The organism is Stenotrophomonas sp. CASM106 (genome assembly GCF_049384825.1).
Taxonomy (GTDB): domain Bacteria; phylum Pseudomonadota; class Gammaproteobacteria; order Xanthomonadales; family Xanthomonadaceae; genus Stenotrophomonas; species Stenotrophomonas muris.
In genome coordinates, this window is sequence record NZ_JBMRFS010000006.1 from 114,067 (window position 1) to 137,144 (window position 23,078).

The following is a 23,078-nucleotide window of genomic DNA, read 5'->3' on the forward strand; positions in this document are numbered from 1 at the left end:
CGATCGAACGGGCCCCGCAAGGGGCCCGTTTTTTTTTGGGCCCGCGCGCGCCGGCAGGCGGCCACAGGGCACCATCGGGCCTGCGCAAAGATGCGCTACGCTTGCGCGCCTCTGGAACAGGAAACACCGTCATGAAGACTCCCTTGCGTGCCCTGCTGGCCAGCGCCCTGCTGGCGGCCCCGCTGCTGGCCGGCGCAGCCCCCGCCACGCTGACGCCCGAACAGGCTTTCGACCTGTACGCACGCGTGCTGCTGGAAGATGACGCCGCGGCGACCCGCGCGCTCAACGATGCGCTGAAGCCGGCGTTCGAAGGCCAGGACGCGGTGACCCCGAACCCGGGTGCGCTGGCCAAGGCGCTGGCCGAACCGTGGCAGGTCGTACTAGCCAGCACCGGCGCAAAGGCCGACGCGGCCGCCACCGAAGCGCTGTATGCCAAGGCCCTGCGTGATTCGAAGTGCCGCGCCAGCAAGAGCGTGATTGAAGACAACGAGTACGTGGAAGACCAGAAGCTGGCGCGCATCACTTTCAGCTGCCAGGTGCCCGACCTCGGCAAGGTGCGCCCGCTGTTCGCCGCCAGCCTTGCAGCCGACGCCAGCCCGGCCGCGCGCAAGCAGTTCACCGACGCCTACACCCAGGCGCTGCAGAGCGGTGCGCGCGTGCCGGTCAGCGGCACCTTCACCCTGTACCCGGCCAAGGACAACGGCTACTGGTACAGCGGCAACTTCGACGATCTGGTGGGTACCGTGACCGGCGCGCTGGCACCGTTCGAGGACTGGGTGCAGGACGCGCAGGCGGCCAGCGCACCGAAGGTGACCGGCGTACCCGGCTGTGACCTGCTGCTGCAGCAGCACCGCGCCTGCGTGGCGAAGATCGCGCCGGACCAGATCAGTGGCGTGGATGCCATGACCGAGGAACTGAAGGCCAAGGCGAAGGTGAAGTCAGCCGAAGACATGACGCAGGAATGCAAGGCACTGCGCCCGATCGCCGAGATGATGTGGACCGACGAATGCGCGTAAGCGCGATGTAACGCCGAGCCTACGCGCTGCCCAGCGTTGCCGACGGCAAGGGCAACTGCATTTTCAGAACCCTTGCATGGCCCTGCGCGGCCTGCATGGTCAATGCTGTTGCCCTCTTCCACCAGGGCAACCGCATGAAACACTGTATGACGTCGACCGCGCTCATGTTGCTGGCGCTGATGGTGTGCTGGCAGGCCGAAGCGTCCAGGTTCAAAGCCACGAAGATCATCGTCGTCCAACCCTCGGTCGCCTTCGAGTCAACGCAGCTGAGCGATAGGCACCTGGATGCGTGGATGAGCAATGACGACCACTGCCGCGATTTCCTGATGTATCACGATCAGTGTGCCGTGCTGGTACTGCCGGATGAGTACGACGACGGTTTTACGCGTCGCCAGTTGCGGTTCAAGGCGAGGCAACTGCCGGGCGAGGCGCTCGGCGCGTACTGCCGCGACCTGCATGTGCTGTGGAAGCAGCAGTGGAAAGGCCAATGCCCCGTTGGCGAAGAAGACGACGAAGCGGCCTGACGCCATGGGCGTAGCCCCTGCTCTGCGTCATTCCTTCATGGGCGCAGCAGCAGCCGGATGTCCTCGCCCACCTGCCGCTGGTCGACCACGCGCAGGCGACGCTGCTGGTCCATGGCATCGATGCCGAGGCCAGCCAGCAGCGGGCGGCCGTTGTCGCCCAGCAGCGTGGGCGCCTGATAGAGCAGAAGCTCATCGACCCAGCCGCCGCGCAGCAGCGCACCGGACAGCGTCGCGCCGGCTTCGGTATGCACCTCGTTGATACCGCGCTCGGCCAGCAGCGCCAGCACCGCGCCCAGGTCCAACCGCCCATCAACGCCATGCACGCTGGCGAATTCGGCATCGGCCGCATCCGGCGCGCTCACCGCCGCAGCGTGCAGGTACAGCGTCGGTGCCCCGCCCTCGCGCACGCGGCTGCATTCGAGCGAGCGCAGGCGCGAATCCAGCACCACACGCAGTGGCGCCATCACTTCGGTATCGGCCAGGCGCACGGTCAGCATCGGGTCGTCGGCCAGCACCGTGTCGGCGCCGGTCAGGATCGCACCGGCGCGCGCGCGCCAGTGCTGCACGTCCTCGCGCGCGGCCGGCCCGGTGATCCACTTGGAACTGCCATCGGCCATCGCGGTACGGCCATCCAGGCTGGCGGCCAGCTTCACCCGCAACCACGGCCGATTGCGCTCCACGCGCGACAGGAAGCCCTTGTTGAGCTCGCGCGCCTGCACCGCCATCAGCCCTTCGGCGACGTCGATGCCGGCATTGCGCAGCAGATCGAACCCACCGCCATCGACCTTCGGGAACGGATCACGCATCGCCGCGACCACGCGCGACACGCCGGCTTCGATCAAGGCCAGCGCACACGGTGGCGTGCGCCCGTAGTGGGCGCAGGGTTCCAGGGTGACGTAGGCGGTGGCACCGCGTGCTTCGCTGCCGGCCTCGCGCAGGGCGAACACTTCCGCATGCGGGCCACCGGCGCGCTGGTGCCAGCCCTGCCCGACCACGCGTTCGCCATGGGCGATCACGCAGCCGACCATCGGGTTGGGGCGGGTGGTATAGGCAGCGCGCTCGGCCAGGCGCAGCGCGTTGGCCATGTGCAGGTGGTCGAGGACGGAGAACGAAGTGGTCATGCAGCCATGGTAACGCCGCCGGTGTTGATCCATGCCGTCAGTGCCAACCAACGGTTGGCACCCACCAGTGAATGCGGCCACCGGTGCCCACCAAGGTTGGCACCCCCAAGGCAGAGGCAGTCAGCCCTTCTTCTTCTTGGTCAGGGCGATCACATCGCCCAGCAGCTGCAGTTGTTCGGTACTGGACGGCAGGTCGCGCTCGAGCTTCTCGATCTCCTCGCGGAAATCGGCCACGTCCTCGAAGCTGCGGTAGACCGAAGCGAAGCGCACGTAGCCGACATGATCGAGCTTGCGCAGTTCGTTCATCACGAACTCGCCGACCTTGATCGAGGGCACTTCGCGCTCGCCGCTGATGCGCAGCTGGTGAACCACCGCACGCACCGCTGCTTCGATCTTGTCTTCGGCCACCGCACGCTTCTGCAGCGCGCGGTCGAAGCCAGCGCGGACCTTGCGCTGGTCGAACGCCTCGCGGGTGCCATCGCTCTTGACGATGGCCGGCAGCTTCAGTTCGACCGTTTCCAGGGTGCTGAAGCGCTCGCCGCAGGCTTCACATTCACGCCGACGACGGATCGTCGCGCCGTCTTCAGAGACGCGCGAGTCGATGACCCGGGTATCGGCATGTTGGCAGAAGGGGCAGTGCATGGAACGCCTGGCTCAGGAAAGTACCTATTGCCACGGTCATGGCAGCGTCGCAAAGGTACCTGAGAAAGGGCGCAGCGGCAAATGCTGTCTGCGCGGAAGTACCTGCATTTCGGCCAACCAGAGCGTCCAGTGAGGTCAGCAGGACCAGACGTTCAACCAGGTGCCGACGGCACCGGGGCCGCGCGTGCCCAGCGCAGCCACGCCAGGTGCCCGGCCATCACCAGCAGCGGCGGGCCGAACCCAAGGAAGGCCAGGGTCGAGATTTCCCCATGCTTGAAGGTGAAGTACAACGCGGCGGCGACCACGGCCAACGCGGCCAGCACCCCCAGCGCAAGGCCGACCCAGGCGACAACCGGTGATTGGCGCAGGCCGGCAACACCGCGCCACAGGAACAGGCCGCTCAGCCACAACCACGACAGCAGGCCGATGATTCCAGCCGACGACCACAGCAGCAACCACGTGTGCTCGTCGCCCGTCAGGTACTTGCCGTCCCATACGACCATCAGCCCCAGCACGGCACCCGTGCCGCCTGCCGCCACGGTGGGCAGGCCCACCAGCAGGCCGGCGATCGCCATCCAGCGTTTGTGCAGACGCTCATCCATGCGTTCGATTTCCTTCCATGGGCCACGTCATGCGCGGCGTTTGATCCACACCAGCATCGCAGCCGGCACCAGCATCGACGGGCCCAGCAGCAACAAGCCGATGCCTTCGGCATGCACGGCGATGCCCCACCACAGCGCCAGCCCCAGCGGGAGCAAGGCGGCGAGACCGCCCGCCAGCAGCATCCACCACCAGAGGCGGTGCACGTGCAGCCCGGCACGCCCCTGCAGCAGAAAACCCGCGCTGAGCCACAACCAGGCCAGGCAGCCGGCAATGCCGGCCAGGCCCCACAGCGGCATCACCGTCACCGAGGCCAGCGTGCCATGACCGAACTGGCCCAGCCCCATCAGCAGCAGCATCGTCGCCGCCGCGCCGCCCATCACCAGGCTGGGCAGGCCAAACAGCACCGCCAGCGCGGTGTACAGGTACTTGAGGTGGCGCTCATCCATGCGCGGTTACTCCGATGCCGGGGTCAGAGCCCTTCCCTGCGGGAAGGGATCCGACCCCTGCGTCGATCCGGAGGGCGGGGTCGGATCCCTTTCCGCCAGGAAGGGCTCCGACCCCACTCTCCGATCAGCCGTAGACCGGGTACTTGCGGCACTGCGCGCTGACGGCGTCGCGCACGCGGGCGATGACCGCGTCATCGTTCGGTGCGTCGAGCACGTCGGCGATCCAGTTGGCCAGATCCACGCAGTCCTGTTCGACGTAGCCACGGGTGGTCACCGCCGGGGTACCCAGGCGCAGGCCCGAGGTCACGAACGGCGAACGCGGGTCGTTCGGCACCGAATTCTTGTTGACGGTGATGTGGGCCTTGCCCAGCGCGGCTTCCGCGTCCTTGCCGGACACGTCCTTGCCGATCATGTCCACCAGCATCAGGTGGTTCTGGGTGCCGCCGGAGACGATCTTGTAGCCACGCGCGATCAGCGTGTTGGCCATCGCCTGGGCGTTCTTCACCACCTGCTGCTGGTAGGCCTTGAAGCCCGGCTCCAGCGCTTCCTTGAAGGCCACGGCCTTGCCGGCGATGACGTGCATCAGCGGACCGCCCTGGATGCCCGGGAACACGATCGACTGCAGCTTCTTGACCAGGTCTTCGTCGGCGCCCTTGGCGATGATGATGCCGCCGCGCGGGCCGCGCAGGGTCTTGTGGGTGGTGGAGGTGACCACGTGGGCGTGTTCCAGCGGGCTCGGGTAGACGCCTGCGGCGACCAGGCCGGCGACGTGGGCCATGTCGACGAACAGGTAGGCGCCGACCTTGTCGGCGATGGCGCGGAAGCGCGCCCAGTCGATCACCTGCGAGTAGGCCGAGAAGCCGGCCACGACCATCTTCGGCTTGTGCTCCAGGGCCAGGCGCTCGACTTCGTCGTAATCGATCAGGCCCTGGTCGTTGACGCCGTACTGCACGGCGTTGAACAGCTTGCCCGAGGCATTGACCTTGGCGCCGTGGGTGAGGTGGCCACCGTGGGCCAGGCTCATGCCGAGGATGGTGTCACCCGGCTGCAGCAGGGCGAAGTACACGGCCTGGTTGGCCTGCGAACCGCTGTGCGGCTGCACGTTGGCATAGTCCGCATCGAACAGCTGCTTCAGGCGGTCGATCGCCAGCTGCTCGGCGATGTCCACGTATTCGCAGCCACCGTAGTAGCGCTTGCCCGGGTAGCCTTCGGCGTACTTGTTGGTCAGCTGGCTGCCCTGGGCTTCCATCACCGCCGGGCTGGTGTAGTTCTCGCTGGCGATCAGCTCGACGTGGTCTTCCTGGCGCTGGGTCTCAGCGGCGATGGCCTTGGCCAGTTCGGGATCGTAGGATTCGATGCGGACGTCACGCGGGAACATCGGGTACTCCAGCAGGCAGGGAAAAGGGGTACGGCTCAGCCCTCGATTGTAGCTCCGCACTGGCCCGCTGGGGCCGAAACGGACGGGGCCGGCATCCCCGAAGGAATCCGGCCCCGTATGGTTTCGATCGATAGTTGAGGTCAGAGCCCTTTCCGTTGGAAAGGGATCCGACCCCGGCCGCGATCCTCAGCGACTGAGCACGTACTGGGCGATCACACCGGTGGCGATGGCCACCAGCAGCATGTTGCCGCGATCATCCCGGATCCACTGATGGCCGTACGGCGGGCGGCGCAGGTTGTAGCGCGGGTAGTCGTTCACCACGTAGACCGGGCCGCGGTAGTAGTCGCGGTAGCGGTGGCCGACCTTCCAGCCATAGCCCGGGCCATAGGCCGGGCGATAGACCACGCGCGGCGGTGCCGGGCGGTAGTAGCGATCATGGTCACGGTGCCAGTCGCGGCGGTCGCGTTCCCAGTCGCGCCGGGCCTCGCGGCGGTCGCGCTCCCAGTCGCGGCGGTCCTGGCGCCACTCACGGCGATCCTCGCGCCATTCGCGGCGGTCGTGGTCGCGGCGATGGTCGTTGTCGGCGAAGGCCGGGGTCACGGCGCCCAGGCCAGCACAGAGGCCACGGCGCCGGCCATTACTCGATTGATGCGCATGTCAGACCTCTGCTTGGGTGGGTGGTGAGCCCATATTGCGCAACCGATCTGAACCGTTTCCGGCTGGAAACGCTTCCCGCTGCAGGACTGTGACGGAGTATTCAGGCCACGGCCAGCCTGAGCGGCTCCGGCCGGGCGCGGGCCGGAACCGGTTCCGGCTATAATTGGCGGTATTCCATTCCAGTCTGTGCCCGCTGCCGCAACGGGATGTTCCCGTGACGGGTCGGGCGCAGGGCCGCGCCTACGGAGACCGCATGTCCTCGCAATACATCTACACCATGAACCGCGTGTCCAAGGTGGTCCCGCCCAAGCGGCAGATCATCAAGGACATTTCCCTGTCCTTCTTCCCGGGCGCGAAGATCGGCCTGCTGGGCCTGAACGGCGCCGGCAAGTCCACCGTGCTGAAGATCATGGCCGGCGTGGACACCGATTTCGAGGGTGAAGCCCGCCCGCAGCCCGGCATCAAGGTCGGTTACCTGGCGCAGGAACCGGAACTGGACCCGAACAAGACCGTGCGCGAGTCGGTCGAGGAAGGCGTGGGCGAAGTGCTGCAGGCCCAGGCCGCGCTGGAGGCGGTGTACGCCGCCTACGCCGAGGAAGGCGCCGACTTCGACGCGCTGGCCAAGGAACAGGAGCGCCTCGAGGCGATCCTGGCCGCCGGCGACGCGCACACCCTGGAAAACCAGCTGGACGTGGCTGCCGATGCGCTGCGCCTGCCGCCGTGGGATGCCAAGATCGCCAACCTGTCCGGCGGTGAAAAGCGCCGCGTCGCACTGTGCCGCCTGCTGCTGCAGAAGCCGGACATGCTGCTGCTCGACGAACCGACCAACCACCTCGACGCCGAGTCGGTGGAATGGCTGGAACAGTTCCTGGCGCGCTATACCGGCACCGTGGTGGCGGTCACCCACGATCGCTACTTCCTGGACAACGCCGCCGAGTGGATCCTGGAACTGGACCGCGGCCGCGGCATTCCGTGGAAGGGCAACTACACCGAATGGCTGGTGCAGAAGGATGAGCGCCTGAAGCAGGAAGAGAACCAGGAAAAGGCCCGCCAGAAGGCGATCCAGAAGGAACTGGAGTGGTCGCGCCAGAACGCCAAGGGCGGCCGCTCCAAGGGCAAGGCCCGTCTGGCCCGCCTGGAAGAGCTGCAGTCGCAGGATTACCAGAAGCGCAACGAGACCAACGAAATCTTCATCCCGCCGGGCGAGCGCCTGGGCAACATGGTGATGGAGTTCAAGAACGTCTCCAAGAAGTTCGGCGACCGCCTGCTGATCGACAACCTGTCGATGCTGATTCCGCCGGGCGCGATCGTCGGCATCATCGGCCCGAACGGCGCCGGCAAGTCGACGCTGTTCAAGATGATCACCGGCCAGGAGAAGCCGGATTCGGGCGAGATCGTGATCGGCCCGACCGTGCAGCTGTCCTACGTGGACCAGAGCCGCGACAAGCTGGAAGGCAACCACAACGTCTTCCAGGAAATCGCCGGTGGCCTGGACATCCTCAACATCAACGGCATCGAGATCCAGTCGCGCGCCTACATCGGCCGCTTCAACTTCAAGGGCCAGGACCAGCAGAAGATGGTCGGCTCGCTGTCCGGTGGTGAGCGTGGCCGCCTGCACATGGCCAAGACCCTGCTGCAGGGCGGCAACGTGCTGCTGCTCGACGAACCGTCCAACGACCTGGACATCGAAACGCTGCGTGCGCTGGAAGACGCGCTGCTGGAGTTCCCGGGCAACACCTTCGTGATCTCGCACGACCGCTGGTTCCTGGACCGCATCGCCACGCACATCATCGCTTTCGAAGGCGACTCGCACGTGGAGTTCTTCCAGGGCAACTACCGCGAGTACGAGGAAGACAAGAAGCGTCGCATGGGCGACGATGCCGCGCCGAAGCGCCTGCGCTTCAAGGCGCTGAAGTAAGAAAGGAAGAACGGCCGCGCTCTGCGCGGCCGTTCTGCATTCGGGTAGGTCACGACCGTTGGTCGTGACACCTTATTGTTGCGAGACGCCCCATGTCCCTGTTCGAACGCCTGTTCCAGCTGCAGCAGCACGGCACCACCGTGCGCACCGAGCTGCTGGCCGGTGTCACCACCTTCCTGACGATGTCCTACATCGTCTTCGTCAACCCGGAAATCCTCGGCACCACCGGCATGGATGCGGGTGCGGTGTTCGTGGCCACCTGCCTGGCCGCTGCGCTGGGTTCGGCGGTGATGGCGCTGGCGGCCAACTTCCCGGTCGGCATGGCACCGGGCATGGGCCTGAACGCGTTCTTCGCCTTCACCGTGGTCGGTGCCGCCGGCCTGCCGTGGCAGCAGGCACTGGGCGCGGTATTCATCTCCGGCCTGGTGTTCCTGGTGCTGTCGCTGACCGGTGTGCGGGCGTGGCTGGTGTCGGGCATTCCTTCGTCGCTGCGCTCGGCGATCGTGGCCGGCATCGGCCTGTTCCTGGCGATCATCGCGCTGCAGAAGTCCGGCGTGATCGTCGGCAATGAAGACACGCTGGTGGCGCTGGGCCCGTTGAATACGGCGCCGCCGCTGCTGGCACTGGCCGGCTTCCTGCTGATCGCGGTGCTGGAAGCGCGCCGTATCCGTGGCGCGATCCTGATCGGGATCCTGGCGGTGACCGGCGCGGGCTGGGCATTGGGCGACGTGCAGTACCAGGGCCTGGTCTCGCTGCCGCCGAGCCTGGCGCCGACCTTCCTGCAGCTGGACCTGCCGGGCCTGCTGCACCACAACGGTGGCGCGCCGATCGCCGTGTTGCTGCAGGTGGTGCTGGTGTTCGTGCTGGTGGAAGTGTTCGATGCCACCGGCACCCTGTATGGCGTGGTCGGTCGCGCCGGACTGCTGAAACTGCCGGGCGCGCAGAAGCGTTTCGGCCGCGCGCTGCTGGCCGACAGCACGGCGATCGTGGCCGGTTCGCTGCTGGGCACCAGCAGCACTACCGCGTTCGCTGAAAGCGCCTCGGGCGTGCAGGTGGGCGGCCGCACCGGCCTGACTGCACTGGTGGTGTCGGCACTGTTCCTGGCCGCACTGCTGTTCTCGCCGCTGGCGGCGATGGTGCCCGGCTATGCCACCGCACCGGCGCTGCTGTTCGTGGCCGGCCTGATGCTGCGCGAACTGGTGGACGTGGACTGGAGCGACCTGACCGAATCGGTGCCGGCCGCACTGTGTGCCCTGGCGATGCCGTTCACCTACTCCATCGCTAATGGCCTGGCGTTTGGCTTCATCGCGTATGCGGCGCTGAAGGCCGGCACCGGCCGCTGGCGCGAAGTGCATCCGGCGGTGTGGCTGGTGGCGGTGCTGTTCGCGCTGCGCTACGCGTTGGAATAATCGGGGCGCGATGCCGGCCAGCGGCCGGCACTACCGGATGGTGATTCACCTGCCACCCGGGGCACGATGCCGGCCAGCGGCCGGCACCACCCGGCGCGGGGTTCACCTCCCACCCACGGTGCTCTGGGATGATGCGGGCATGGTTCGGCCCGACCTTCCCACGGATCCGTCTTCGCCGTTGCGCCGCCGGTTGCTGCGCGCGGCAGTGCTGGCGCCGTTGGCCGCTACGCTCGCCACCCTGCCCGGCTGTTCGCTGCCGGTGCAGGTGGATGGCACCTTCCTGCAGCCCTGGCGCAGCCATCTGCAGTGGGGCCCGGCCGACTGGCAACGTTCGTTGAAGCTTGCCCACGCGCTGGGCTGCCGGCAGCTGGTGCTGCAGTGGACCGGCATCGTCGGTGGCAGCGATGGCGACTGGTCGCTGCCGGACAGCAACCTGCAGCAGCTGTTCACCGCCGCCAGCGAGAACGACATCCGCATCCGCGTTGGCCTGCCCTTCCAGCAACGCTGGTGGCAGGCCATCGGCGCCGACGACGCCACGCTGCAGGCGTTCCTGGCCGACAGCCTGGCGCACGCGCGCAGCTGGTTGGCACAGGCGCCGTGGGCGCAGCAGCCCGCCTTCGGCGGCTGGTACCTGCCCTACGAACTGGAGCAGTTCCACTGGGCCGATCCGGCCCGCCAGCAATGGCTGGCGCAGTGGCTGCACGGGCTGGCGCAGGCCGCCAGCGCGCGCGGCGGTGACTGTGCGATCTCCTGCTACTTCAGCCGCCTGCAGACCGACGGCGACCTGGTCGCGCTGTGGCAGGCGGTGCTGGCACGGGCCGCGCTGCGGCCGATGGTGCAGGACGGCGTGGGGGTGGCCGGCGCCGGCAACGTGCAGCAGCTGCAACCGCTGCTCGGCCATTTCCGGGCACAGGGCATCGGGTTCGATGCGATCGTCGAACTGTTCCGCGAACTGCCCGGCAGCCCCGCCGACGGCAGCGCGTTCAAGGGCGAAACCGCAGATGCCGCGCGCATCCAGCGGCAGCTGGCGTGGGCGCACGACAGCGGTGCGCAGCACGTGCTGGTCTATGCACTGGAGCCGTGGCTGACCCAGGACACGCCGCAGGCCGCGGCGCTGCGACGACGTTGGGGCCTGCCTCAGTAGGAGAGGATGGCGGTGGCGAACAGGCCCTTGGCGCGCTGCGTATCACCGCCGCCGATCGCGAAGCGGTACTGCACGGTCAGGTCCAGGTAGGAACGCGGCGTGTTGTAGTGGTCTTCGCGGAACCAGTAGCGCACGCCCACGCCCGGCCCTGCGCCGAGTGACCAGCTGCGCTGCGTATCGTTGAGTGCGAACGACTGCGCCGGGAACAGCGGGTAGCGGATGTCGCGCACGCGCGAGCGCTGGTCCAGCCAGTCCGCCCCCACCACCACATACGGCGTGACCACCCAGTGGGTCTGCCCGGCACCAAAGCGGAAGCTGCGGCCGGCACGCAGTTCACCGGCAGCGAACCACTGTTCGCGATGCAGGCGCCCGTTGGCATCGCCCACCCGGCGCACCGGCGTGCCATTGGCATCGAGTGCGTCGAGGGTGAAATGCGCGCTGTTGTCATCCCACGTGTAACCGCCCTGCGCGTAGCCACTGACCATCCACCACTGATTCACGTCGGTGCGCAGGTCGGTGCCGTGGTAATAGCCGTAGGTCAGGTAGGACATCCAGCCACCGGAACCGCTGGCCAGGCGGTAGCGGGCCAGTGTGCTGGCTTCCAGTGGCGGGTTGCGGGCCAGCTGCAGGCTGCATTGCACGGCCGCCGAAGCGGGGTAGACATCGCCCGTGCGGGTGGCGCTGCCGAGGAACTGGCGACGCTCGATGCCGGCGCTCAGGCCGGTCTGGCCGAAGGCGTAGCGCAGGCCGAACGAGGCGATGGTGGACGGCCAGCCGGTGGTGGAACGCGAGCGGCTGAGCCGTTCGGCGCGTGCGCGTGCATCGGGCGTCGATTCGCCGGTGCACGGGTCCACGGCGCGGAGCGACTCGTAGGTGCCACCCTGGTCGTACAGGGTGTTGAGCAGCCGCGCGTAAAGCTCCAGCGCGCCGTGCTGGTCATTGAAAGCCGGCGGGCGCCAGAACGCTTCAAGCGTGCTGAACACCGAATCACCCGGCGTACTGATCGCCGCGCCGCCGACATTGGTCGCCGCCTGGCGCGCGCCACGGAAGCCGGCCGAGGCGATCACGCCCCACTCGCGCGAATAGTTGGCGATGGCATTGCGCACGTTGTAGCGCTGGTGCGCATCCAGTGGCAGCTCGCCGGCATCGGCACGATCAATGGCCGTCCGCAGCAGGGTCACCGCCTGCGGGTGATCGCCGTTGGCCGCGCTGGCGTAGGCCTGGTCAAGCACCACGCCCTTTGGTGCCCTGCCGGTCGCCTCGGCGGCACGGAAGTCGGCCAGTGCGCGCGCCGGCTCGTGCGCCTTCTGGTTGAGGTAGCCGCGCTGCATCAGCGCCTCCGCATCGTCAGGGCGCTGTGCCAGCGCCGCATCCAGACGCTGCCGTGCTTCGTCCTGCTGGCTGCGGTTGCCTGCCGCCAGCGTGGTGGTCAGCAGCCCCTGCAGGCTCGCGTCCTCCGGTGCGAGCTGCACGGCCTGCCGCGCCTCGCCGATGGCCTCGGCGTAGTCCTGCCGCGCGTAGGCCGCGTAGGCACGCTGCGCGGCGCCACCGTCGCCCTGCAGGTCGGCCGGCATCAACTCGCAACGGTTGCCGCTGTCGCCAGACTGGCAGTGCTGGAACGGCGCCGGATAGGTCTGCGCGCTCATGCGCGGACGCTCGCGACTGGAACGGACCGCCTTGGCGCGCTGCTCGATGCCCTGCTGCAGCAGCTGCTGCGCGCGTGCATCGCTGGCATCTGCTGGCAATGCCGCGCGCAGCGGCGCCAGCAGTGCAGCCGCACGTGCGCGATCCCCAGCGGCCAGGGCCGCATCCACCGCCAGCAGGCGCACGTTGCGCTGCTGCGTCGTTGAGCCCGGCATGGCGAGCGCGGCGTCGAAGTCCTCGTTGGCGAGCAGGCTGTTGCCCTGGCGCTGGCGCAGGTAGCCGCGCATCACCCGCGCATTGAGATCCTGGCCGTCGGCCTGCAACGCCTGGTCGGCACTGCGCTCGGCGTCGGCCAGCTGCCCCTGCTGCAGCTGCGCGGTAATCAGCAGCAACCGGTACGTCGCCACCTCCGGTGCCAGCTCGACAGCGGCACGTGCCTGCGCAACGGCCGCCGCATCATCCTGCGTGGACAGCGACCGGTACGCCTGCTGGGCCTGCAGCAGCGCGCGCTGTCGATCCAGCGCCACGCGCTGTGCGCGCAATGCCTCGACATTCGGCGCGCCCAGCTGCAGCGCGGTGGCAATGGCGGCGTCGGCCTGTTCGGGCTGCTGCTGTGCCTCCAGCGCGGCCACCCACAGCATCGCCCAGGCGCCCTGCGTTGGCTGCTGCCGGAAGGCCTGCTCGGCCTTGCTGGCTGCCTCTCCCATCCGCCCGGCGTCATAAGCGGCGTAGGCCTCGGTGGCCAGCGCGTAGGCCTGCTGCCTGGCGCGGTCTGCGCCGCTGCCAGCCACGCGCGGTGGGGAGGGTGCGCGCCCGCTCTTGGCATCCGGAGGCGTGCTGCGCGCAGCGGTGGCAGCGGCCAGCGCCGGCAACGCCGGATCCTTCAACCCCGCATCCAGTGCACGACGTGCCTGCTGCTGGGCCTCCGCCGGCCGGCCCAGTTTCTGCAGCGCGTAGATCTGCAACAGGCGCAGCCGCACCACGTCCGGGCGCAGCCGGATCGCTTCGGTGGACTGCCGGTAAGCCGCCGGGTAGTCACCGCGCTCATAGGCGGCAAACGCCTGCTCGGCGACGCGGTAGGCCGCACCGGACAACGGCAGTGCTGCATCGGCCTGGGCCAGCACCGGCGCGGCCGCCGTGGCCAGTGCCACGGCAATGACGGAGGACAGCAGCGTGGTCTTCATGCCGGCAAGGCTCCGGGAGGCGGCGACTGCAGCGCGGCCGCACGCCGGCGCTGTTCCTGCATGGCCTGGGCCACGGCGTCTTCGGTGGTGATGCCCTGCTTGACCAGGTAATCGCCGATGCGGCCGTCGCGCTGCGGCTTGTACGCGTCCAATGCGATCTCGAAGCGCGCGTGGTCGATCAGGCGCATCTCCACCAGCAGGTCGCCCAGCAGGGGCACGTTGTCCAGCTGCCAGTGCCGGTCGCCGCCGATCAGGCGCAGGCCTGCGTTGATTTCGCTTTCGCGGGCAATGCTCTGTTCGATGTGCTCGCTGCGGGTTTCCTGCTTCAGCAGTGCCAACGCTTCTTCGGGCAATGGGCTGGCCACGGCCAGCCGCAGGGTGCCCTGCTGGCGCGGTGGCAGCGGCAACATGCGCCATTGCACGCAGGCATCGGCACTGACCGGGAAGTGGCAGGCGCGCAGGTAGTCCACGTCAATCACCGCACGAGGCAGGTCGCCCTGGAAGGCGATCGCCTCGGCCAGCGTTTCATCATCCAGCCACCCCTGGGTGAGCAGGATGCGGCCCAGTGGCTGCTGCCGGCCGGCATGCTGCTGGTCCAGCGCCTGCTGCAGGCGCTCCGGCTCCACCGCCTGCCAGGTGGTCAACAGCTCGCCGAGCTGCTTGCGCGTCTGCACCAGCTGCGCCGCATCCGGGAAGTCGTGCATGGTCTTGTCCCAGACCATGCGCTTGCCGAACAGCAGGTAAGCCAGGAACACCTTCCACGCACGCGCGGTGGCCATGAAATTGATCATGTTGCCGACCACCATCCGCGGGATCGACATCAAGGCATGCTCCCAGCCGTACAGCCGGTTGACGAAGTAGAAGCGCTGCACGACGCGGGTGGCCAGCGCGGCGGTGGTCAGCAGCGCGACGTTCATCTGCCAGGTACCGGCCTGGAACACGCTGGGGAACTGCATCGTCCACACCCCGGACATCTTCAGCAGCCAGAACAGCAGCAGCTGCAGGAAGATGAGGTAGGCAATGATGCTGACGAACGAGGTGATGATGCCCTTGCGGTCGCGCGCCAGCAGGTACTTGGTGGCCAGCGAGCCGCGCCAGCCCAGCGACTCCCAGCTCTGCAGGCCGATGCCCAGCACCCAGCGCGCCTTCTGCCGGTACGAGGCACGGAAGTTGTCGGGGAAGTACTCGCGCACGCACAGCGCCATCTGCTGGGTGCGCTCGCGCACCGGCCCCCAGCCGAACCAGGACGGGCGACGCACGCGGAACTGCACCGGGAAGCGGGCGAAGATCGACTGCATGCCCATCGCCGCCAGCCGCGCACCGACGTCATAGTCCTCGGTGAGGCTGTCGGTGTTGAAGGGCTGGTTGTCGGTCTGCGCGCTCAGCGCCAGCAGCGCGCGCCGCGAGAAGCAGGTACCGACGCCCGCCGATGGCACCATGCCGGAAACACTTTCACGCACGACCAGATCCTTGGCGTGCCATTCGGCGAATTCGTCCATGTAGACACCGGCAACCAGCTCATACCACTCGCGGTCCAGCGAGGTGACCGGCAGCTGGATCATGTCCTTGCGCGGCAGCAGGTAGTTGTAGAAGCGCAGTTCCATCGGATGCAGCACGTCCTCGCTATCGTGCAGGATCACCCCGGCGAACTCGATGTCGTGGCGCTTCTCGTAGTCGAAGATCGCCAGGATCAGCCAGTTCAGGCAGTCGGCCTTGCTGGTCGGCCCGTCGTGCGGCACTTCCACGCGGCGCAGGCGCTTGTAGCGGCGACGCATGCGCTCGACCTCATCGATGGTCTGCTGGTCGTTGGGATAGGTGCCGACGAACACGACGTACTCGCGGTAATCGAGCACGTTGATCATGTTCTCCACCATCTGCGCGATGACGTCGTACTCCATCCACGCCGGCACCATGATCGCCAGCGGCTGCTGCGGGCGCTGCAGCAGGTCGTCCTGGGTCAGCGGCCGGTAGGCATCGCGGCGCTTGATCGTGAGCGCGCGCCAGCTCTCGCGTACCCAGTACCAGACATCGATGAACAGGTCATCGAGGCTGGAGATCAGGATCAGCACGGCCACCGCCGCCGCCGTGGTTTCCAGGGCGGCGTAGTAGTTGGCCAGCTGGATGTTCCAGAACAGACCGTCCACGGTGGATCAGTGCCCTGTGTTGGCGGACTTGCGGCGACGCACCTGGGTGACGCGGGCGGCCAGCAGCGCGAACACGATCACGCCGACCAGCAGCAGCAGCCAGACCATGTGCCGTTCCCACTTCGATTGCGGGTTGCCGTCCTGCGCGATACGCGTGCCGTAGGGATCCTGGCGGTCGAATTCGCGCACGGCATCACTGCCGTCGAGCACGGCGAGATCGCCCCGCAGCAAACGGAATGGGGCGCCGAACGGCGGTGACTGCGCACCGAGGTCGCTGTAAACAACGCCCAGCTGGCCACCGGACGACCCCACCTGCACCACCGCGGCACGATCCAGCCCGCTCACATCCAACAGCGGTTGCGGCTTGCCGCCGATCAGCAGGTGGCCATCCTTCAGGCCGGCCACATCGACACCGGATGGCGCCACGCCGAACGCCAGCCACGGCGCGCCCGGGCTGACCACGGCACCGGCTTCGACCACCTTCAGTTCCGATGCCTCTGGCGAGGCCCCCACTGCACTGGCCACCGCGATCACCTTGCGCAGCGATGCCGGCGCGTCCTGCAGCCACGTAGCGGGCACGAACATCTGGTTGCCGCGTGACAGCTGGCTGCTGGCACCGACGAAGTCACTGCCCAGCGAACGTTTGGCCAGGGTCAGGTGGCTGCTGGGCAGGATCGAGACCGGATACGCGGTGGCCGGATCGTGGCAATAGGGGCGTGCCGGCTGGCGCAGGAAGCTGACGCGGATCTCGTTGCGTGCCGACAGCGCGTAGGCCGGCACCCTGGCCACCAGCCGCTGCGGCTGGCCGTTGGCCGACAGCACCTTGCCACCCAGCAGGTAATCGTTGAGGTAGATCGTGGCGACCGCGCCCTGCCCGGCCGCGTTGGGGGCCGCCGAGACATCGATCACCACCTGCTCGGGCAGGCGGCCATCGGCCGACAGTGCGCCGAGGTCGAAGCTGGCGCTGCGGTCGGCGCGGGTCACCACATCCATGGTGCCGACGATGTTGCCGAGCCGGCTCAGCAGTACCTGGTCACCATCCAGTCTGGGCGTGCCCGCTGCGCTGACCTGCAGGCTGCGGCCCAGTGCATAGCTGCGCCACTGCTCGGCGAGCAGCCCGGCGACCTTGCCCGCCGCCGCCGGGTCGACCACCAGCGTCGGACGCCCGGCCACGGCCACCACGCTGACCGACGCGTTGGCGGCGGGCTTTTCCAGGCCGCCCATGCCGGTACCGCGCCACGCGGCGAACGCGGTGCCCGCATCGGCCCCCGCCGCGCCGACCTGTACGGCCAGCGCATCCAGCGCCGCACGCACGCCGGCGCGCAGTGCATCGCTGCCGATCATCACATCGGCGGCCAACGGCCCGCTGTCGCGCAATGACAGCAGCGCGCCGACTTCGGCCAGATCCCTGATCGCATGCGCGCGCTCACCCGTGGCCAGCGCGGCGTAGGCCGGCACGCCCTGCAGGCTGGCCGGGATGCTGATACCGGCCAGGTCAACGCTGTCACCGACCTTGGGCAGGGCCACCACCTGCACCTCTTTGCCCCCGGCCTGCAACGCGGTACCGATGCGCCAGGCCGCATCGTAGGCCGGTGCCTGCAGCGCCTTGCCATCCACCAGCAGGCGCACCCGCGGTGGCAGCGCCCCCCACGCCTTGGCAACGGTATCCACGGCGCGGCCGTCGAAGCGGTAGCTGAAACGCGAGTCCGGCGACAGCCGCAGCACATTGGCCGGCGCGCTCTGGTCGGCGCACTGGTAATCGGACACGATCGACCACCAGCCGACGCCGACCCGTACGAAGCCGCTCTGGCGGGGTTCGCCATCGATGGCCAGCAGCTGGCTGGCATCGCCCTGGGCATCGGTGATCGAACGCGCCGCGATCGGGTCGCCATCGACCGACCACAGGCCCGAGGTGCGCCCGGCGTGGCCGCGCACATAGCGCCCATCCAGCTGCAGCTGCGCGTCGCGGGTGGCCACACCGGCCGGCACCGGCAGGTAGACCTCGCGCTGGCTCTCCTGCCCGCTCAGCACCAGTGGCTGGCGGAAACCGAGTTCGCGCAGGGTCATCTGCCGGTGCACCGTGCTGTCGCTGCTCCATTCGGTGAACTGGCCGGCGACGCTGTCGGCGGCATGGGCACTGCCAACCACGCCCGACAGGACGAACGCAGCGGCGGATGCAAACAGGGAAGAGCGGCCGGTCTGGGTCATGGCGTCACTTCGCGTGGATGGGGTGGACGGCGCCGCTGCTGCGGACGCCGGGCGAGAATTCGGGAAGGGGCGCACCGCGCAGGGCGGCGACGATGCGGGCGCTGGCGCGGCCATCCCCGTACGGGCTGGCATCGGGGTCGAAGCGGGCCGGCTGCGGGGGGCGTGCCAACACCGCGTTGACCGCATCGACGATGCGCGAGGGCGTGGTGCCGACCAGCGTGACCACACCGGCTTCGACCGCCTCCGGCCGTTCGGTGACATCGCGCATCACCAGCACCGGTTTGGCCAGCGCCGGGGCTTCTTCCTGCACGCCACCGGAGTCGGTGAGGATGACGTCGGCGCGCTGCATCAGGCGCACGAAGCGGAGGTAATCCTGCGGTGGCACCAGGTGCACGTTGTCGAGGTTGCCGAGGTGGGCATTGACCGGGCCCTGCACGTTCGGGTTGAGGTGCACCGGGTACAGCACCTGCAGGTCCGGCCGCCGTGCCAGCTCGGCCAGCGCACGGCAGATGTCCTCGAAGCCCTGGCCGAAACTCTCGCGGCGATGGCCGGTGACCAGCAGCAGCCGGCGGCCGGGGTCGAGCATATGGAAGGGTTCGTCGGCCTGCGCACGCAGTGCCGGATCGGCATCCAGCCGCTGCACGGTCTGCTGCAGGGCATCGATGACGGTGTTGCCGGTGACCAGGATCTGCCCGCCCAGGTGCTCACGGGCCAGGTTGGCGCGCGAGCCGGGAGTGGGTGCATACAACTGATGGCCGACCACATCGATCACCCGCCGGTTCATCTCCTCCGGCCACGGCCGGTGGATGTCGCCGGTGCGCAGGCCGGCCTCGACATGGCCGATCGGGATGCGGTGATGGAACGCGGCCAGGGCCGCGGTCATCGCCGTGGTGGTATCGCCATGCACCAGCACGTAGTCGGGGCGGACCTGCGTGTAGAGCGCGTCAAGCCGTTCGAACAGCCTGGAACACAGGCCATTGAGGGTCTGGTTGGGCACCATGACATCGAGGTCATGGTCGGCGGTGATCTCGAACAGCGCCATCACCTGGTCGAGCATCGCCCGGTGCTGCCCGGTGATGCAGACCACCGATTCGATATCCGCAGCGTGTGCCAGGGCGCGCACCAGCGGCCCCATCTTGATGGCTTCCGGTCGCGTGCCGAACACCGACAGGACCTTCACCGGAGCGCTCCCGAAAGCCGGCGCGGAAGGGGGCAAGCAGCAGTAGCCACGTCTGGATCCTTTCGGCGTTGCCGTCCAGCACCCGCAGGCAGGAGACGGTCACCTCATGAGGAAACTCCAAATTCGCGACATACATCACACTAGGGCGTCTGTATGCGCGTCGTGGCATCGATCTTCATCGTTGCAGGATCAAGACGCAGTCAACGCCGCCCGTGAGCCGGGCGACGTTGCGGCGGAGCGCAGCAGGGGCAGCCGCCGGGGCGGCCTTACTCGTACTGGATGGTGAACGTGGCCTGGCCGTTTGCGACACCCGCGCCCACCGTACCGGCCTGGGTCTGCACGTAGCGCGCGCGCAGCGGCAGCGCCATGACGCTGGTACCCGGCGCGGTGGTGCCAACGCTGATGGTCTGGCCGAAGCGCACTTCACGCTCGGTGCTGCCATCGCGCTGGACCATCTGGATGCCGATGCGGGTGGCACTGTTGCTGGCCGCGCTCAGCTTCAGCACGCCCGGCATGTTCGAGCTGTCCTGGTCGGCATCGAGGCGGATGCCGATCTTGCTCTGGTAGGCGGCAACGTTGCTGCCCTGGCAGTTCAGGCGGATTTCGAAGTCGCGATCAACGGCCTTGGAGCCGACACCAGTGAAGGTGGTGTTGGGCACGCTGCCGAAATCGACGGCAATGTTGCGGCTGCCGGCCTGCACTTCACAGGTCGGGCTGACCACGGTGGTGCCCGAGCCCTTGAACGTCGAGGTCAGTACCGGGCGCCCGGGGCCATCGCCGTCGAAGTAGTAGTTGGTGAAGCGGCCGTTCGGCGCGATCACGCCCGAACCGGTCTGCGCAGCGGTCTTGATCAGCTGGATGCGGAACTGGCCACCGATGAGGCTGACCACGGAACCGCCACCGAAGTTGATCGAGTGCGGGTAGTAGGTCTGGATCGCACCCGAATCGCGGTACAGGCGGATGCCGACGCCTGCCACATCGGTTTCATAGACGTTCGAGAAGCCGGCCACGGGGCGCTTCTGCGCTGCGTTGACGTACTCACCGATCGAACGACCGCCGGTCCAGGAATCGCAGCGGGCAACGCTGTTCTGCTGGGTGATCGGTTCACTGATTTCCTTGATCACACCGCCGACCGGGGTGCTGGGCAGGATCACGATCTGGCCCATGTCCATGGTCACGTCCTGGGCGATGAACCAGCTGTTCTGGATGCGGCAGGCGGCGCTGGCCTGCTGCGCCAGCAGCACGCCGCCCAGTACGGCCAGCGCGGCCAGCGCCTGGCGGCCACGGGAAGAAATCATCGGCATGCTGCCTCCAGCGGGATGAAGCCGGTCTTGGACGCATCGGCGCCCGCCGGTACCTGGTAATCAATGGTGCAGCGCTGGTCGGCACCGGCGCCCCACTCGACCTGCAACTGGCCCTGGTTCTTCTCGCTGCGCACGTACAGGCGGCCGCCCTGGCTGACCATGCCGACCGGCTGGCCCTGTTCGTCCTTGACCTGCGCACCGAACGGCATGCTGCGGCCATCGGCGTTGCGCACCTGGATCAGCAGCGCGTTGCCCTTGCGGGTGTCGAAGCGCAGGTAGCTGATGGCACCGGCGAACGGCGCGATGGACTGGCTGGTGCTTTCCAGTTCGACGTCGTGGGCCATGCCCTGCGGATCGAGGGTGACGGTGTTGAGGCGGTACGGCGACACGTACGGCACCACGGCGTAGCCGCGGCCATCGACGCGCAGGCCCGGCGCGTTGCTGACGATCGCATCGCGCGCGCCCGGCGCTTCGACCAGCACCATGGTGTCGCCGCGCTGCGGGGTGAATGTGAAGCCGCCCGGATGCACGACCACGCTGCCGTTGGCACCGACCGACGCCTGGCGGAAATCACGCGAGTGGCTGTAGGTGGCGTTCAACGCCGAGTAGCGGCTGCGGTACTCGGCATTGCCGACCGCAGTGGTGCCACCCTCGCGGGAATCGGACAGGGCCACGCCGTAGCTGAAGTTGTTGTCGACGCCGGCCGAACCGGTGATGCCGACGCGGCTGTTGTCGTAGCCACCGCGGTCGCGCGCGCCAAGGTCGGCGCTGAACGACACCGGGTGGGTGCCCCGGCCCAGCGGCACGCTCATCGACAGCAGGTACTGGGTATCGGAACGGCCGAGCACGCCTTCTTCGGTGCGCAGCGCCGAGAAGCCGTAGTTCACCGAGCGCCAGGCGTTGTTGTAGCCCACCTGGTACTGCTTGGAGGTGCCGGAACGGTCGTAGAAGTCACGCACCGAGCCGGTCACGTACAGCGCACCGCCACGTCGGCCCAGCGGCTGGTTCAGCGTTACCTGGAACTGGCTGCGCTGACGGCCACGGGTGGTCGGATCGATGCCGCGCTTGTCCGAATCACGGCCATACAGCGCGTCCTGCAGGCTGTAGAAGCCTTCAGTGGAGTAGCGGTAGGCGGCCAGGGTCAGGTTGGTCCCGGTCTCGCCGATCATGTTGCTGTAGCTCAGCCGCACACTGGCGCCGGTATGGCTGCCGTAGTGGTCGAACGAGGTCCGTGCATGGGTGACGTCGGCAGCGAAGGCACCGACGCGCGTGGACAGGCCGACACCGTACAGCAGCGACAGGTAGCCTTCGCTCAGCGCGCTGCCGCCGTACAGGGTCAACTGGTTGCCGATGCCACGCTGGTAGGTACCCTGCACCAGCCACGGCTCATCGGCCAGCAGCTTGTTGCGCACCTGGCCGGCGGTCAGCGAGTAGCGCGACACGCCTTCGCGCAGCATCTGCGGCACAGAACCGAACGGCACCTTGAATTCGCGGCGGCGGCCGTCGGCCTCGATCACGCTCACTTCCAGGTCGCCGCCGTAGCCGGTCGGGTACAGGTCGTCGATGACGAAGCTGCCCGGCGATACGGTGGAGGAGTAGATCAGCTGCTGGTTCTGGCGCACTTCGATGCGCGCGTTGGTTTCGGCAATACCGCGCACGACCGGCGCGTAACCGCGCAGCGAATCGGGCAGCATGCGGTCGTCGCTGGCCAGGCTGGCACCCCGGTAGCCGATCGAATCGAACAGCTCGCCCGTGGTGTAGGCCTCACCAATGGTGAGCATGCCGCGCACCTGCGGGATGCCGCGCTGCGCATAGGTGGCAATGCTCTGCCAGTGGCGGCCGTTGCCTTCGGACCAGGTCAGGTTGGAATCGTGGCGGAACTGCCAGCCTCCCAGGTTCAGGCCGGCGTTGAGGCCGAGGTAGGCGCTGCGATTGCGCTGCCCCCCTTCAACACGGCTGTCGCTGTCGATGGCGTTGAAGCTGTAGCCGACGAAGCCAGCGTTGATGCCGCGGTCCCACAGCGACGGATTGACGTAGCCGCGCGCCTCGCGGCGCAGGAACACCTGCGGGATGCTGAGATCGTAGCGCAGGTTGCCGCTGTCATAGATGCCATAGGCATTGGCCATGCGCCGCTGTACCGGCACGCAGCTGTTCGTGTCGGTCGGCAGCGTCGGGTCCTGCTGCAGCAGCACGGCCTCGCTGTCCACACCCATTTCTTCCAGCATCGGCAGCGGCAGGCAGGCGTCGACGCGGCCCTGCTCATCGGCCTTGAACTGCAGATCGCGACGGCCCTGCCAGCCACCGTTGACGTAGACGTCGACACGGTAGGTGCCAGCCACCATCGGGTTGCCATTGGTGAAGGAGGCCAGGTCGACCTGCTTGGCCTGGCCGGAGAGGAAGCTGGAGTTGAACTGGGCCGACTCGGGTGCACGCGCATTGGCCGCACCGCTCTGCGCCATCAGCGCCTGTTCGCCGAGATTGGCCGGCGCAGCCAGCGCCCATCCTGGGCAGGCCACGCCAGCAACCAGCAGGCAGATCGCCTGGTGGATCGACAAT

Annotated in this window: 15 protein-coding genes and 2 pseudogenes; 5 read left to right on the plus strand and 12 right to left on the minus strand. The window is 68.0% G+C overall.

What is annotated here, in order from left to right:
- Positions 1–131: 131 nt before the first annotated feature.
- On the plus strand, positions 132–1,016 hold the full coding sequence (locus VG556_RS15495) for a hypothetical protein (protein WP_100449334.1): 885 nt from the start codon (positions 132–134) through the stop codon (positions 1,014–1,016).
- Between the two features lie 95 nt (positions 1,017–1,111).
- Positions 1,112–1,540: a hypothetical protein gene (locus VG556_RS15500; RefSeq protein ID WP_080376398.1), complete on the plus strand. Its 429-nt coding sequence runs from the start codon at positions 1,112–1,114 to the stop codon at positions 1,538–1,540.
- Between the two features lie 35 nt (positions 1,541–1,575).
- On the opposite strand, the gene ribD is transcribed toward VG556_RS15500, so the two are convergent.
- The 6 genes and pseudogenes from ribD to VG556_RS15530 all read right to left on the minus strand — a co-directional run bounded on the left by ribD (position 1,576) and on the right by VG556_RS15530 (position 6,386).
- A complete protein-coding gene (gene ribD / locus VG556_RS15505) occupies positions 1,576–2,661 on the minus strand; it encodes a bifunctional diaminohydroxyphosphoribosylaminopyrimidine deaminase/5-amino-6-(5-phosphoribosylamino)uracil reductase RibD (RefSeq protein WP_053495308.1) in 1,086 nt (361 codons plus the stop codon).
- 120 nt (positions 2,662–2,781) lie between these two features.
- Entirely contained in the window at positions 2,782–3,303 is a 522-nt protein-coding gene (gene nrdR, locus VG556_RS15510; RefSeq protein WP_010481984.1) for a transcriptional regulator NrdR, read from the minus strand.
- Positions 3,304–3,455: 152 nt separating this feature from the next.
- Positions 3,456–3,905, minus strand: coding sequence for a hypothetical protein (locus VG556_RS15515; protein ID WP_032962449.1), 450 nt, complete (start codon positions 3,903–3,905; stop codon positions 3,456–3,458).
- Positions 3,906–3,932: 27 nt separating this feature from the next.
- A complete protein-coding gene (locus VG556_RS15520; RefSeq protein WP_049442181.1) occupies positions 3,933–4,352 on the minus strand; it encodes a hypothetical protein in 420 nt (139 codons plus the stop codon).
- Between the two features lie 124 nt (positions 4,353–4,476).
- Positions 4,477–5,730, minus strand: a complete 1,254-nt coding sequence (gene glyA, locus VG556_RS15525) for a serine hydroxymethyltransferase (RefSeq protein ID WP_014645914.1) — start codon at positions 5,728–5,730, stop codon at positions 4,477–4,479.
- 186 nt (positions 5,731–5,916) lie between these two features.
- Positions 5,917–6,386: pseudogene (locus tag VG556_RS15530) on the minus strand (RcnB family protein).
- A 254-nt stretch (positions 6,387–6,640) separates the two neighbouring features.
- Here VG556_RS15530 and ettA point away from each other — a divergent pair.
- The 3 genes from ettA (at position 6,641) to VG556_RS15545 (ending at position 10,858) form a co-directional block, all read left to right on the plus strand.
- The gene (gene ettA, locus VG556_RS15535) at positions 6,641–8,305 is read left to right on the plus strand and encodes an energy-dependent translational throttle protein EttA (protein ID WP_005415249.1); all 1,665 of its coding nucleotides are present in this window, start codon (positions 6,641–6,643) and stop codon (positions 8,303–8,305) included.
- A gap of 92 nt (positions 8,306–8,397) precedes the next feature.
- On the plus strand, positions 8,398–9,714 hold the full coding sequence (locus VG556_RS15540; protein WP_032962452.1) for an NCS2 family permease: 1,317 nt from the start codon (positions 8,398–8,400) through the stop codon (positions 9,712–9,714).
- Positions 9,715–9,853: 139 nt separating this feature from the next.
- Complete coding sequence (locus VG556_RS15545) at positions 9,854–10,858, plus strand: DUF4434 domain-containing protein (protein ID WP_230548470.1); 1,005 nt, start codon at positions 9,854–9,856, stop codon at positions 10,856–10,858.
- Here VG556_RS15545 and VG556_RS15550 read toward each other — a convergent pair.
- From VG556_RS15550 to VG556_RS15575, 6 genes and pseudogenes are all read right to left on the minus strand, one after another.
- Positions 10,852–13,686, minus strand: coding sequence for an NfrA family protein (locus tag VG556_RS15550; RefSeq protein WP_100449333.1), 2,835 nt, complete (start codon positions 13,684–13,686; stop codon positions 10,852–10,854). The two genes, VG556_RS15545 and VG556_RS15550, sit on opposite strands and share 7 nt — an antisense overlap.
- Complete coding sequence (locus tag VG556_RS15555) at positions 13,683–15,830, minus strand: glycosyl transferase family protein (protein ID WP_053495311.1); 2,148 nt, start codon at positions 15,828–15,830, stop codon at positions 13,683–13,685. Before VG556_RS15555 ends, VG556_RS15550 begins: the two co-directional genes overlap by 4 nt.
- 6 nt (positions 15,831–15,836) lie before the next feature.
- Entirely contained in the window at positions 15,837–18,038 is a 2,202-nt protein-coding gene (locus VG556_RS15560) for a hypothetical protein (protein WP_100449332.1), read from the minus strand.
- Positions 18,035–19,218, minus strand: a pseudogene (gene wecB / locus VG556_RS15565) (non-hydrolyzing UDP-N-acetylglucosamine 2-epimerase). The gene VG556_RS15560 and the pseudogene wecB overlap by 4 nt, the downstream one beginning before the upstream one ends.
- A gap of 266 nt (positions 19,219–19,484) precedes the next feature.
- Complete coding sequence (locus tag VG556_RS15570) at positions 19,485–20,522, minus strand: fimbrial protein (protein WP_046428755.1); 1,038 nt, start codon at positions 20,520–20,522, stop codon at positions 19,485–19,487.
- Entirely contained in the window at positions 20,513–23,077 is a 2,565-nt protein-coding gene (locus VG556_RS15575) for a fimbria/pilus outer membrane usher protein (RefSeq protein ID WP_053495314.1), read from the minus strand. Before VG556_RS15575 ends, VG556_RS15570 begins: the two co-directional genes overlap by 10 nt.
- Between the last annotated feature and the right edge of the window lies 1 nt (position 23,078).

Excerpts from the sequence above, each read along its gene's own strand:
- VG556_RS15495 (WP_100449334.1), top strand. The coding sequence starts at position 132 with ATGAAGACTCCCTTGCGTGCCCTGCTGGCCAGCGCCCTGCTGGCGGCC.
- VG556_RS15500 (WP_080376398.1), top strand. The coding sequence starts at position 1,112 with ATGGTCAATGCTGTTGCCCTCTTCCACCAGGGCAACCGCATGAAACAC.
- ribD (WP_053495308.1), bottom strand. The coding sequence starts at position 2,661 with ATGACCACTTCGTTCTCCGTCCTCGACCACCTGCACATGGCCAACGCG.
- nrdR (WP_010481984.1), bottom strand. The coding sequence starts at position 3,303 with ATGCACTGCCCCTTCTGCCAACATGCCGATACCCGGGTCATCGACTCG.
- VG556_RS15515 (WP_032962449.1), bottom strand. The coding sequence starts at position 3,905 with ATGGATGAGCGTCTGCACAAACGCTGGATGGCGATCGCCGGCCTGCTG.
- VG556_RS15520 (WP_049442181.1), bottom strand. The coding sequence starts at position 4,352 with ATGGATGAGCGCCACCTCAAGTACCTGTACACCGCGCTGGCGGTGCTG.
- glyA (WP_014645914.1), bottom strand. The coding sequence starts at position 5,730 with ATGTTCCCGCGTGACGTCCGCATCGAATCCTACGATCCCGAACTGGCC.
- ettA (WP_005415249.1), top strand. The coding sequence starts at position 6,641 with ATGTCCTCGCAATACATCTACACCATGAACCGCGTGTCCAAGGTGGTC.
- VG556_RS15540 (WP_032962452.1), top strand. The coding sequence starts at position 8,398 with ATGTCCCTGTTCGAACGCCTGTTCCAGCTGCAGCAGCACGGCACCACC.
- VG556_RS15545 (WP_230548470.1), top strand. The coding sequence starts at position 9,854 with ATGGTTCGGCCCGACCTTCCCACGGATCCGTCTTCGCCGTTGCGCCGC.
- VG556_RS15550 (WP_100449333.1), bottom strand. The coding sequence starts at position 13,686 with ATGAAGACCACGCTGCTGTCCTCCGTCATTGCCGTGGCACTGGCCACG.
- VG556_RS15560 (WP_100449332.1), bottom strand. The coding sequence starts at position 18,038 with ATGACCCAGACCGGCCGCTCTTCCCTGTTTGCATCCGCCGCTGCGTTC.
- VG556_RS15570 (WP_046428755.1), bottom strand. The coding sequence starts at position 20,522 with ATGCCGATGATTTCTTCCCGTGGCCGCCAGGCGCTGGCCGCGCTGGCC.